The sequence below is a fragment of the Pseudomonas sp. MPB03 genome (assembly GCF_046605385.1).
Taxonomy (GTDB): Bacteria; Pseudomonadota; Gammaproteobacteria; order Pseudomonadales; family Pseudomonadaceae; genus Aquipseudomonas; species Aquipseudomonas zanjanensis.
This window is the reverse complement of sequence record NZ_CP176770.1, coordinates 2677485-2690097: the sequence shown is the minus strand read 5'-3', so window position 1 is coordinate 2690097 and position 12613 is coordinate 2677485. Positions and strand designations below refer to the sequence as shown.

Sequence of the window (12613 nt, the reverse complement as noted above, 5' to 3'; positions counted from 1 at the left end):
CCGCGTTCCGTTTGTCGGCCATTCGCTATATATTCCGGTATATAGCGAACCCACCCTCGGAGCCTCACCCATGCGCCTCACCTGCTTCGCGCCGTTGCTGTTGATCCCCTTCATGACGATTGGTGCCGTCCAGGCCGCCGAGGTGCAGGTGGCGGTCGCTGCCAATTTCACCGCGCCGATCCAGGCCATCGCCGCCGATTTCGAAAAAGACACCGGGCATAAACTGGTCGCAGCGTACGGCGCCACCGGGCAGTTCTACACGCAGATCAAGAACGGCGCGCCGTTCGAAGTGTTCCTCGCCGCCGACGACACCACCCCGGCCAGGCTCGAAAGCGAAGGCGACACCGTCAAGGGCTCGCGTTTCACCTACGCCATCGGCACCCTGGCGCTGTGGTCGGCCAAGGCCGGTTATGTCGACAACAAGGGCCAGGTCCTCCAGCACGCCGATTTCCAACACCTGTCCATCGCCAACCCGAAAACCGCTCCCTATGGCCTGGCCGCGACCCAGGTGCTGGACAAGCTCGGCTTGACCGCCCAGGTCAAAGGCAAACTGGTCGAAGGCCAGAACATCACCCAGGCCTATCAGTTCGTCTCCACCGGTAACGCTGAACTGGGCTTCGTCGCCTTGTCCCAGGTGTACAAGGACGGCAAGGTAACGGGCGGCTCGGCGTGGATCGTCCCGGCGGACCTGCACGATCCGATCAAACAGGACGCGGTGATCCTCGACAAAGGCCGGGACAACCCCGCCGCCGCCGCCCTGGTGGATTACCTTAAAGGCCCGAAAGCCGCCGCCATCATCCAGACCTACGGTTACCAACGCTAAATGCCCCTGACCAGCGCCGATTACGCCGCCATCTGGCTGACCCTGAAACTGGCGTCATTGACTACGGTGATCCTGCTGCTCATCGGCACGCCCATCGCATTGTGGCTGTCGCGCACCCGCTCCTGGCTGCGCGGGCCGGTGGGTGCGGTGGTGGCATTGCCCTTGGTGCTGCCGCCCACGGTGATCGGCTTCTATCTGTTGCTGGCGTTGGGGCCGAACGGCTGGATCGGCCAGTTCACCCAAGCCCTCGGGTTGGGCACCCTCACCTTCAGTTTCACCGGGTTGGTGATCGGCTCGGTGATCTATTCCATGCCGTTTGTGGTGCAGCCGTTGCAGAACGCCTTCGCCGCCATCGGCAGTCGCCCCTTGGAAGTCGCCGCCACTTTGCGGGCCGGGCCCTGGGACACGTTTTTCAGCGTCATCCTGCCCCTGGCCCGCCCCGGTTTCATCACCGCGGCGATCCTCGGTTTCGCCCACACCGTTGGCGAATTCGGCGTGGTGCTGATGATCGGCGGCAACATCCCGGAGAAAACCCGGGTGGTGTCAGTGCAGATCTACGACCATGTCGAAGCCCTGGAATATGCCCAGGCCCACTGGCTGGCGGCGGCGATGCTGGTGTTTTCATTCCTCGTGCTGCTGGCGCTGTACTCCAGCCGCCGAGCCCGCGCTGGCTGGAGCTGATCGATGATTCACGCGCGTTTGCAACTCGACCATGGGGCGTTTTCCCTGGACCTGGATGTGCAACTGCCGGGCCGTGGCGTGACAGCCTTGTATGGGCCTTCCGGTTCCGGCAAGACCACCTGCCTGCGCTGCATTGCCGGATTGGAACGGCCGGCCCAGGGGTTTATCGAAGTCAATGGCCACGTGTGGCAGGACAGTGAGCGCGGTGTGTTCGTGCCGCCCCACAAGCGTCCCGTGGGGTACGTGTTCCAGGAGGCGAGCCTGTTTGCCCATCTGTCGGTGCGGGCCAACCTGGCATTCGGCCTCAAGCGCATTGCACCGGCACAACGGCGGGTGGACATGGACCAGGCCACCGACCTGCTGGGCATCGGGCACTTGCTCGATCGGCAGCCGCACAACCTCTCCGGCGGCGAACGCCAACGGGTGGGCATCGCCCGCGCCTTGCTCACCAGCCCGCGACTGTTGCTGATGGATGAGCCGCTGGCGGCCCTCGACACCCGACGTAAAAACGAGATACTGCCTTATCTGCAACGGCTCCACGATGAGCTGGACATCCCGGTGCTGTACGTCAGCCATTCCCAGGACGAAGTGGCGCGCCTGGCCGATCACATCGTGCTGCTCGACGCTGGTCGCGCCCAGGCCAGCGGCCCCATCGGCGAAACCCTGGCCCGGCTCGACCTGCCATTGGCCCTGGGGGATGACGCCGGAGTGGTGATCGAAGGCAAGGTCAGCGGCTATGACCCGGCGTATCAATTGCTGACCTTGAATCTGCCCGACAGCCAACTGAACGTCCGCGTGGCCCACACCTCATTGGCCCTCGGCCAATCGCTGCGTTTCAAGGTCCAGGCCCGGGATGTCAGCCTCAGCCTGGCGAACGATGCCCAGACCAGTATTCTCAACCGCTTGCCGGCCACCGTGATCAGCGAACAGGCCGCCGACAACGCCGCCCATGTGCTGATCCGCCTGGAAGCGGCCGGCACCCCGCTGCTGGCGCGCATTACTCGCTACTCCCGCGACCAGTTGAAGCTGCACCCTGGGCAGGTGTTGTGGGCACAGATCAAGGCGGTGGCGGTGTTGGCTTAGGGTATCGAGCCACACCACTCTATTGTGGGAGCGGGCTTGCTCGCGAAGGCGACGGCACATTCAATACTTTTGCTGGCTGACCCACCGCTTTCGCGAGCAAGCCCGCTCCCACAGGTTTGGGGGGACCTTAAAATCTTGGCACGACCAGAACAGCCTGCGGTCAATGAATTCACAGGCCACCGGATTCGTTGCCAAGGACTTTTTTCATGCCCGACACCCTGCCGCCGGATGCACTGCCGGCCGACCTGCATTATGTCGATGACACGGCCCCGGGCATCACCCGCAAGAAGCTCCGGGGCAAATTCTGTTATTTCGACCCGCAGGGCCAGCGCATCACCGACGCCGCCGAGATCCAGCGCATCAACGCCCTGGCGGTGCCGCCGGCCTACACCGATGTCTGGATTTGCACCGACCCCCGTGGTCATCTCCAGGCCACCGGGCGCGATGCCCGCGGGCGCAAGCAGTATCGCTACCATGCGCGCTGGCGTGAGGTGCGCGATGCGGACAAGTATTCGCGGATGCTGGAGTTCGGACGCGCCCTGCCGCGCTTGCGCAAACGCCTGGAAGAAATCCTCGCCACGCCCGGCTTCAGCCGCGACAAAGTGCTGGCCACGGTCATCACCCTGCTGGACGTGACCCTGATCCGCGTCGGCAACCCCCAATACGCTCGCGCCAATCGCTCCTACGGCCTGACCACCCTGCGCAACAAACATGTCGAGGTCAACGGCAGCGCCATCGCCTTCCAGTTCCGTGGCAAGAGCGGCGTCGAGCACCAGATCACCGTGAAAGACCGGCGCCTGGCGCGGATCATCAAGCGCTGCCAGGAGATCCCCGGGCAGAACCTGTTCCAGTACCTGGACGAACATGGCGAGCGCCACTCCATCAGCTCCTCGGATATCAACGCCTACCTCAAGACGCTGACCGGCGCCGATTTCACCGCCAAGGACTACCGCACCTGGGCCGGCAGCGCAGCGGCGCTGGCCGGGCTGCGAGCGCTGCATTGGGAAACCGAGACCGAAGCCAAGAAACACGTCACCGAGATGGTCAGGCAGGTCTCCCGACAACTGGGCAACACGCCGACCGTCTGTCGTAAATGCTACATCCACCCCGCAGTGGTGGAAGGTTTCCTGCTCGGTGCCCTGAAGGCCTTGCCCAAACCCCGGGCCCGCAAAGGCCTCAGCGAAGAAGAAGCCGGACTGGCGCTATTCTTGAAGCGTATGACCCAAACGGCCGAGGCCTGCGAACAGGCGCAATCGGGTTAACGCAATGGACCCGCGGCGAGTCAAGGAGGTGGAACATCGGCAGACAACCGGACTCCCAACTGTAGGGCACGACCACTGCGCAGGTATTCAAAAAGGGTGAAATCGACAGGAGTTTCAGATGTCCGAACACATCGTCCATTTTCATTGCCAGATCGACCAGGGAACCACGGAACGCTTTCGCGACAACTGCCTGGAGGCCATCGAGCAAGGCGCCGACTCACTGATGCTCAACCTCTCCACCGTCGGCGGCAGCACCAACTTCGGTTTTACGCTGTATACCTTCATCAAGTCCCTTCCGGTGCCGGTGCGTGCAGTCAACGCCGGCAATATCGAGTCGATGGGCATCGTCATGTTCCTGGCCGCCAGCGACCGCACCACCACCCCGCATTCGCGCTTCCTGATTCATCCGATGAACTGGTATTTCGGCCAGAAATCCGTGGACCATTCACGCTTGCGCGAGTACCTGTCCAGCCTGGACAACGACGTGGCGCGGTACGTGGAGATCTACGTCAAGGAAACCGCCGGAGCGGCGACCCAATTGGATATCTTCAAGTGCCTGTGCGCCGAGGAACGAGTGATTCCGGCCGAGAATTCCCTGGCCTTTGGCATCGCCCACCGGGTCGAACAAGTAGTGTTCCCTGCGGAAGCCAAGCATTGGAAAGTCAGCGGCGGTGAAGATTAAACAATGGCATTGACAAATAACATGTTCGTTGGCTTTTCAATTAAAAGCGGCAATCTTGTACAACTTCAAAGCGAAGCGGCTGTATAACTTTTTCCCTATGCTTAACAAGCTGGTTACCGTTCGTCGCCAACGAAACGTTTTCTTTAAACTTCCCTCGGGAATTTCCTTTCACAGTTAGGCGAGGCAGTTTTTGCTCGCTTTAACCAAAATGAGGATTCTCAAAATGGCTAACACCGGAAACAAGAACCCAGGTAATTTCGCAAATGATCGTGAGAAAGCTTCGGAAGCCGGCAAGAAAGGCGGACACGCTTCGGGCGGCAATTTTGCAAATGACCGGGAAAAAGCCTCTGAAGCCGGCCGCAAAGGTGGCGAACGCAGCCATGGCGGCGGCAGGAAATCGTAACCTGGAAAACCGTCGGGGCGCAGTACTGCTGCGCCCTGGCGCTTAACCGCACCGAGGCCGCCCATGAGCAACCAGGATCGATTCATTATCAGTTTCATCAGCAACAACCAACCTGACAATCGTGTGGTGCAGGCAAGCACCGAGACATTGAGTGCCGACGAAGCCGAAGCACTCTTGAGGACGACGTTCAGTGAACTCAAGGATGTTGAACTCAGCGATGTCCAAGTTCAGAAAAAAACCCGGCCCAACGAAGAAGAACATGGTGTGCCGGGGCATTTCAAACAACCGTAGTTCAAACTAACTGCGCGGCGTCCTATCCCGCTTTATTACTTCGAACACTTCGTGGCGAGGGAGCTTGCTCCCGCTGGGCTGCAAAGCAGCCCCCCTCTATTGCTCAACTCGGTCAGTGATACGCCTGAGGGTTAATGGGGCTCTGCGCAGCCCAGCGGGAGCAAGCTCCCTCGCCACAAAAAAGCGGAATTTCGACAACCTTTTAATGGGTGTGATCCCCAGTCGGATCCTTGATTTGCCACACCTGCCCTTTCTGCCAGGCGTCCGCCCCGGGATCGATCGCCGGCGCTTCAATACCCGCTCGGGCCCGCTTTTTCGCTTCGCTGTCGATGCCCATCCGACCGTCCCGCTCGCGTACCAGCCGGGAGTTGATCTGCCCATCGGCCGTGAACCCCATCATCAACTGAGGCACTCCGTAAGGCAGTGCGTTGCCCTGTTCGGTGTGCCAGGTGTGCCAGGTCTTGCCATAGGTGCTGACCAGGTTTTCCATCAGCCGGGTTTCCGCGGCCTGGGGGATCCCCGGTGCGATCAATTGCCCGGATTTCACCTCGTGCACATGGCTGTGCCACAGCTGTTTTTCACTGGCTGGCAACCCTTCGAACAAACGCTTGCTGATGATGTACTCGACGCCCATCAGCTTGGCGCTGGCGGTGTTGCCGTCGAAGATCGCGCACTGAAAGACTTCCTCGTTCAGCGCTGTGCAGTAGTGATGCGCTTCCATCTGGCCGGACATCCGCCCGTTATAGAAATGAAAACCATCGAGGTAGGTGTCCAGGGCCCGCAACGGCGGTTTGTCCTGCATGAGCCGCGCCCCGGTTTCCAGCGTCGCAGTGGTCGGGGTCTTCGCAGCGCCCGGCGCATCGACGGGCGAGCCGCTCGTGCCGCCCGCGCAACCGGTCAATCCCAAAGCCGACGCCCAAAGCAGTGTCCAGGCGCCATAAACGCTTCGATCTAGCATGTCATCTCTCCTTTTCATGACTGTTCATGAGAAAGACAGTGCCGGGGGCGGGTTTGATTTTCCTGGCGGCCTACCGACGAATGGCGCGCCTCGGCGACTTCTGGGATCAACCGGCGCTATGGATTTGCTTCACCGTCTCGATCCAGCTCGGGTCCAGGCGCGACTGTTCAGGGTCCAGGCCCAGCGCCTGCATCTTGGCCAGATGCGCGTCGGCCTCTCGCGCCAGGGAACCCTGGGCGCTGGAGTTGGCGTCCAGCTGATGCATCTGCGCCAGCCCCAGGTGATAGAAGCGCAGCAGCTTCATGGCGGCGGGGTCCTGGGCCTGCACACCGGCCGTCACCTGGTGCATGACGTTGGTGATTTTCATCAGGCTGCGCTTGAGTTGCCAGCCGTACACCGCGGCGGCCATCCACGGCTGCGACCAGAAATACTGGCGCATCAGCACCGCCATCGCCAACACGGCGACAATCACTCCGCCCAGGTTGAAGCGAAAGTTATCGCCTCCGGGCGTACCCAACAGCATCACGGCCAGGTTGGACAGCAACATCGCCAGGGCCAGGAACACCACCGCGATGATCAGGGTGCTGCGGCGGGTCTGCCTGCGGTAGGTGTCGCCATTCCACGGTTTGATCTCGAACATCGTGGCGCAATTTCCTTGTACGGCATCAAAAGAGTCACGCATTATCGCCTGCCCGGTCGATTTAGCTATGCTGGGGCTCATTTTGTATCGCTACCGACTTGCCGGGCGAGAATCGAAGTCCATGGCGATGGCGCAAGGATCGTGCGATCTTTCGGTGTGGACGTTTTTTTCAAGATGCCGTCGTTGTGTGCATGGCATCGTTTTCAAGGAAAGCTGAATGACTCAAAGACATGTAATCAACGCTTCGGTAAGCCCAAAAGGCAGCCTGGAAACCTTGTCCCAGCGCGAAGTGCAACAACTGAGCGAAGCCGGCTCCGGCAGCATCTACGACCTCTTCCGCCAGTGCGCCCTGGCCATCCTCAATACCGGCGCCCATGTCGATAACGCCAAGACCATCCTGGAAGCCTACAAGGACTTCGAGATCCGCATCCACCAGCAGGACCGGGGCGTGCGCCTGGAGCTGCTGAACGCGCCAGCCGACGCCTTCGTCGACGGCGAGATGATCGCCAGCACCCGCGAGATGCTGTTCAGCGCCTTGCGCGACATCGTCTACACCGAGAACGAGCTGGACAGCCAGCGCATCGACCTCAGCTCGTCCCAGGGCATCAGCGACTACGTGTTCCACCTGCTGCGCAACGCCCGCACCCTGCGCCCGGGTGTCGAGCCGAAAATTGTCGTGTGCTGGGGCGGCCATTCGATCAATACCGAAGAATACAAATACACCAAGAAAGTCGGCCACGAACTGGGCCTGCGCAGCCTGGACATCTGCACCGGCTGCGGCCCGGGCGTGATGAAAGGCCCGATGAAAGGCGCCACCATCGCCCACGCCAAGCAGCGCATCCATGGCGGGCGCTACCTGGGCCTGACGGAGCCGGGCATCATCGCCGCCGAGGCACCGAACCCGATCGTCAATGAGCTGGTGATCCTGCCGGACATCGAGAAACGCCTGGAAGCCTTCGTGCGGGTCGGCCACGGCATCATCATCTTCCCGGGCGGCGCCGGCACGGCGGAAGAGTTCCTCTACCTGCTGGGCATCCTGATGCACCCGGCCAACCAGGACCTGCCCTTCCCAGTGGTGCTCACCGGGCCGAAAAGCGCCGCGCCGTACCTCGACCAATTGCACGCGTTTGTCGGTGCCACCCTGGGCGAGGCGGCGCAGAAGCACTATCAGATCATCATCGACGACCCGGCCGAAGTGGCCCGGCAGATGACCCAGGGGCTCAAGGAGGTCAAGCAATTCCGCCGCGAACGCAACGACGCCTTCCACTTCAACTGGCTGCTGAAGATCGACGAGGGCTTCCAGCGCCCGTTCGACCCGACCCACGCCAACATGGCCAGCCTGGGCCTGAGCCGCGACCTGCCGGCCCACGAACTGGCCGCCAATCTGCGCCGGGCGTTTTCGGGGATCGTGGCTGGTAACGTCAAGGACAAGGGCATCCGCCTGATCGAGGAACACGGCCCTTACGAAATCCACGGCGATCCCGCCATCATGGAACCCCTCGACCGCCTGCTCCAGGCCTTCGTCGCCCAGCACCGCATGAAACTGCCGGGCGGCGCGGCGTATGTGCCGTGCTATCGCGTGGTGACCTGATCTATCCAAGCAGCGCAGATCCCATGTGGGAGCGAGCTTGCTCGCGAAGGCGTCGGCACATCCAACATCGATGCAGGCTGACCCACCGCTATCGCGAGCAAGCTCGCTCCCACAGGGGGATTTGTGGGGGCTGCGATGCCTGTGGGCGACTCAAAAAACTGTGGGAGCGAGCTTGCTCGCGAAGGCGTCGGCACATTCAGCACTGATGCAAGCTGACCCACCGCTATCGCGAGCAAGCTCGCTCCCACAGGGGATCAGCTGTGGTTACAGAATCCGCATCAGCCCGGCGTCATCCACTTCAAGGCCTAGCCCGAGGTAATCCTTGATCTGCGGATGAAGGGTCACCACTGGGTGCGTGTGCGTTGCCGTCACCACCAGGACGTCAGCCCCGGCGGCCTCGCCTGCCCGGATCCCGGCCTCGGCGTCTTCAAAGACCAGGCACTCCTGGGGCGCCACGTGCAGGCGTTCGGCAGCCAGGCGATAGCAGGTAGGGTTGGGCTTGCCGTCGCTGACGTCTTCGGCGGTGACCATCACGGCGGGACGGGGGATGCCCGCCGCTTCCATGCGACGCAAGGCCAACGCCATGGGCGCGGAGGTGACGATTGCCCAGCGCTCCGGCGGCAGGCTTTCCAGGAACGCCAGCGCACCGGGCACTTGCACCACCCCTTCGACGTCTTCGATTTCTTCCTGGGTAATCTGCTCGGCCTGCGCCTCGGCATCCACTCCCGGCAGGTGCTGGCGGGCAATGGTGTCGATGGCGCGCACGCCATGGATGGTCGGCAGGAACGTCGCCACGTCCACGCCATGGCTCAGGGCCCAGCGTGTCCAGATCCGTTCGGCGGCGGCGATGGAATTGAGCAGCGTGCCGTCCATGTCGAACAGGAAGGCGCGGTAGGCGATGTTGGAGCGCAGAGTGACAGGCATCGGATCCTCAATGATGAAGGGGCGCATGACGGCCACTGTAACATCGTCATGCCCCTGGACCGTTGTGGGAGCGAGCTTGCTCGCGATAGCGGTGGGTCAGCTTGCATCGATGCTGAATGTGCCGACGCATCGCGAGCAAGCTCGCTCCCACAGGGTCCGGTGCTGGATCGGCTACACCAACCGCTCGATCGGCTGATGCTGCCACACCCGCTTGTAGTACAGCGTCTGCAACAGCAGCATGCTCAGGTAAGCCACCGGAAACGCCATCCACACCCCTTGCAGCCCGAAGCGGGCGTCCAGCAGATACGCCGCCGGCACTTGCACGGCGACGATGCAGAAGATCGAAATGGCGACCGGCGCCAGCACCGTGCCGCTGGCGCGCATGATGCCGCCAACGATTGCCTGGAAACCGAACACCAGCAAGCTCCAAAGCATGATATGCAGCAGGTGTTCGGCCTGGATCCGCGCCGCCGGGTCAGTGATGAACAGCCCCAACAGCCAGTGGGACAACAGGTAGCCCAGCAGCACCAGCCCACCGGTGAGCCAGAGGTTGATCGCCAGCCCCGTGCGCAGGATCGGCCCCAGGCGCTCCAGGCGTCCGGCACCGATGGCCTGGGCGCCGAGGATCGAGGCGGTGATGGCAATCGACAGCGCCGGAAACTGCACGTAGTTGACGATCTGCGTCACCGCGCCGTAGGCCGCCGTGGCCTCGGAACCGTGGCGATTGACCAGCGCGAGGATCACCAACTCTGACAACGAGATCACCACCATCTGCAACCCTGTGGGCAGGCCAATGCGCAGCACTTTGCCAAGGATGTCCTTGTCCAGGCGCATCGCCGCGAACAACGCACGGTCCGGCGCCAGGGCATGCTCGCGACGATTCAGGCGCCACGCCAGCATCAGCATCGCCGACGTCGTCCCCACCAGCCCCGCCCATGCCGCGCTCTGGATGCCCATCTGGGGCAAACCCAGCCAGCCGCGAATCAACGCCGGCGTGAGCAGCAGCCCGACACTGGTGGACACCAGCAGCGCCAACATCGGTGACACCGTATCGCTCACCCCGCGCAGCAGTTGGGTGAACAGCACGAATACCAGCAACATCGGCAAGATCCACAGCATGACCCGGGCATAGGAAACGGCGTCCTCCAGCACATCGGCCGGCGTGCCGAGCCCCTGCAACGCCTCCCGCGCAAAGACACTGCCAAGCACCGCCGCCGCCAGGCCGATGATCGCCCCCAGCAATAAGGTCGCCCCGGCAATCGCCTTCACCTTGCCGGTTTCGCCGGCGCCATAGGCCTGCCCGATCAACACCCCGGCCCCCGCGCCCAGGCCGATCACCAACGCGATAAAGAAAAACACGATGGGAAACATGCCCGACACCGCTGCCAACGCCTGGGTCCCCAGCATCTGGCCGATGTAGATGCTGTTGAGCGTGCCGGACATGGACTGCAGGAAGTTGGACAGGACCATGGGAAGCAGGAACAGGAGATAGGTTTTCCAGAGAGGCTGGGTGGGCATGGGAGCTCTGATGGCAGGTTTGAAAATCCGGGTGCCGGTAATTTAGCTCAATCCATACAACTCGTTTCAGAAGATTCGGCGCAGGCGGCTCTTATGGCTCTTGTGGCTCTTGTGGCTCTGTGGCTCTTGTGGCTCTGTAGCTCTTGTGGCGAGGGAGCTTGCTCCCGCTGGGCTGCGCAGCGGCCCCGAAACCTGGACACGCCGTGTATCAGGCTGACCTCGCCAGCCGCTTTTGGGACCGCTTCGCGCTCCAGCGGGAGCAAGCTCCCTCGCCACAAAGGCCCCTTAAGCCATCTCCCTCGCCACAAAAGCCCCTCTGCGCGTACTTCCCGCCACGCGACTTATACCTTCGTCGGGGCCATTCGACATTTCCCAGACTGCGTCTAATCTGAAGGCACAGTGCCACGTACTGGGTAGGCCAATGCCTACCGCAATACCGGAATCGGACAGCCGGTCTTAAAGTCCGAGTAAGGGTCGCAGATAACCAGTTATTCGCAAATAACCTGTTAGCAACACTGTTCAAGGACCGAACCATGACGTCGTATTCTCACGGTCATTCCCTTTCCCAACCACAACCGCGCATCCTCTGGAGTGCCGTGCTGGTGGCCATTGCCGCGAGCGTTGGCGTGCTCGCGCTCAATGGCGCGAGTGCATCGAACATCGGCTTGAGCGTGGCGATCCTGGCCTTGGGCACCGGGGTTGGCGTGTGGGCTGCACGCTCGCAACGCCAGCAGTTCGACAGCGCCCTCGCCGCCGCCATGGCCGACCACGACCTGCAAGGCAGCGAGCACCAGGCTCATAAAACCCACGCACAATTCAACGAAGTCATTCTCGGTGCCATGCCGATCTGGGCCAAGCAAGTCGAAAGCTCCCGGCAGCAGACCGAAACCGCGATCGTCTCCCTGACCAGCCGCTTCACCGGCATTTCGTCACGCCTGGAAGACACCGTGCAAGCCTCGCAACTGGCCGCCGGTGAACTGGCCGGCCAGAGCAACGGCGGTGCCGTGCAGGTGCTGGCCCAGAGCGAAGGCGAACTGGTCAAGGTCATCGATTCCCTGAAGGCCACCCAGGCCAGCCGCGACGAAACCCTGGCCCAGGTGCGCAACCTGACGGCTTATACCGGCGAGCTGCGGACCATGGCCGCCGACGTCGCGGCGATTGCCGCGCAGACCAACCTGCTGGCCCTCAACGCCGCCATTGAAGCCGCCCGTGCCGGCGAAGCCGGGCGTGGCTTTGCCGTGGTGGCCGACGCCGTGCGCAGTCTTTCGAGCAAGTCCAGCGAGACCGGCCAGCAGATGTCGGCCAAGGTCGACATCATCAACACCGCCATCACCCAACTGGTCCATGCCGCGTCCAGCGGTGCCGACCAGGACAGCCATTCCGTCAGCGCCTCCGAGCAGAGCATCCAGCAGGTGCTGGAGCGCTTCAAGAGTGTCACTGGCCGGCTGGCCGACTCGGCCGACATGCTGCAACGGGAAAGCTTCGGCATCCGCGATGAACTCACCGAGGTGCTGGTCAGCCTGCAATTCCAGGACCGGGTCAGCCAGATCCTCAGCCACGTGCGCGACAACATCGAGGACCTGCATGTGCACTTGCAGCAGGCCAGTCAGTCGCCCGAACAGGCTGTTTCCATCGACGCCCGCCAATGGCTGGCGCGCATGGAAACCACTTACGCCACCGACGAGCAACGCCGCAATCACCACGGCGACTCGAGCGCGCAACAGACTTCACAGGAAATAACCTTCTTTTAGGAGAGC

General features: G+C 62.3%; 12 protein-coding genes and 1 pseudogene. 9 read left to right on the top strand and 4 right to left on the bottom strand.

Features of this window, described 5'->3' with window-relative positions:
- The first annotated feature begins 70 nt into the window (after positions 1 to 70).
- From modA to ACLH0I_RS12030, 7 genes are all read left to right on the top strand, one after another.
- Positions 71 to 823, top strand: coding sequence for a molybdate ABC transporter substrate-binding protein (gene modA, locus ACLH0I_RS12060; protein ID WP_411387180.1), 753 nt, complete (start codon positions 71 to 73; stop codon positions 821 to 823).
- Positions 824 to 1504 (top strand): molybdate ABC transporter permease subunit, encoded by a 681-nt coding sequence (modB, locus tag ACLH0I_RS12055; protein WP_186729699.1) that lies wholly within the window; start codon positions 824 to 826, stop codon positions 1502 to 1504.
- Positions 1505 to 1507: 3 nt separating this feature from the next.
- A complete protein-coding gene (modC, locus tag ACLH0I_RS12050; RefSeq protein WP_411387179.1) occupies positions 1508 to 2587 on the top strand; it encodes a molybdenum ABC transporter ATP-binding protein in 1080 nt (359 codons plus the stop codon).
- Positions 2588 to 2793: 206 nt separating this feature from the next.
- Positions 2794 to 3849, top strand: coding sequence for a DNA topoisomerase IB (locus ACLH0I_RS12045; protein WP_411387178.1), 1056 nt, complete (start codon positions 2794 to 2796; stop codon positions 3847 to 3849).
- 118 nt (positions 3850 to 3967) lie between these two features.
- Entirely contained in the window at positions 3968 to 4531 is a 564-nt protein-coding gene (locus ACLH0I_RS12040; protein ID WP_250965899.1) for an ATP-dependent Clp protease proteolytic subunit, read from the top strand.
- Between the two features lie 223 nt (positions 4532 to 4754).
- Positions 4755 to 4934: a general stress protein gene (locus ACLH0I_RS12035; RefSeq protein ID WP_082343568.1), complete on the top strand. Its 180-nt coding sequence runs from the start codon at positions 4755 to 4757 to the stop codon at positions 4932 to 4934.
- A 63-nt stretch (positions 4935 to 4997) separates the two neighbouring features.
- Positions 4998 to 5225 (top strand): hypothetical protein, encoded by a 228-nt coding sequence (locus tag ACLH0I_RS12030; protein WP_250965900.1) that lies wholly within the window; start codon positions 4998 to 5000, stop codon positions 5223 to 5225.
- 202 nt (positions 5226 to 5427) lie between these two features.
- On the opposite strand, the gene ACLH0I_RS12025 is transcribed toward ACLH0I_RS12030, so the two are convergent.
- Positions 5428 to 6183 carry an OBAP family protein gene (locus ACLH0I_RS12025; protein WP_411387177.1) on the bottom strand — a complete coding sequence of 252 codons (756 nt, stop codon included), beginning with the start codon at positions 6181 to 6183 and terminating at the stop codon, positions 5428 to 5430.
- A 106-nt stretch (positions 6184 to 6289) separates the two neighbouring features.
- Positions 6290 to 6823: a DUF3087 family protein gene (locus tag ACLH0I_RS12020; RefSeq protein ID WP_411387176.1), complete on the bottom strand. Its 534-nt coding sequence runs from the start codon at positions 6821 to 6823 to the stop codon at positions 6290 to 6292.
- Positions 6824 to 7040: 217 nt separating this feature from the next.
- Here ACLH0I_RS12020 and ppnN point away from each other — a divergent pair, with 217 nt between their 5' ends.
- Positions 7041 to 8414 carry a nucleotide 5'-monophosphate nucleosidase PpnN gene (gene ppnN / locus ACLH0I_RS12015; RefSeq protein ID WP_053122984.1) on the top strand — a complete coding sequence of 458 codons (1374 nt, stop codon included), beginning with the start codon at positions 7041 to 7043 and terminating at the stop codon, positions 8412 to 8414.
- 264 nt (positions 8415 to 8678) lie between these two features.
- Here ppnN and ACLH0I_RS12010 read toward each other — a convergent pair whose 3' ends face one another.
- Entirely contained in the window at positions 8679 to 9338 is a 660-nt protein-coding gene (locus tag ACLH0I_RS12010) for an HAD family hydrolase (RefSeq protein ID WP_411387175.1), read from the bottom strand.
- Between the two features lie 171 nt (positions 9339 to 9509).
- Complete coding sequence (locus tag ACLH0I_RS12005; RefSeq protein WP_411387174.1) at positions 9510 to 10856, bottom strand: MATE family efflux transporter; 1347 nt, start codon at positions 10854 to 10856, stop codon at positions 9510 to 9512.
- 809 nt (positions 10857 to 11665) lie between these two features.
- Between ACLH0I_RS12005 and ACLH0I_RS12000 the strand changes: the two are divergent.
- Positions 11666 to 12607, top strand: a pseudogene (locus ACLH0I_RS12000) (methyl-accepting chemotaxis protein); the annotation flags it as partial.
- Positions 12608 to 12613: the final 6 nt, after the last annotated feature.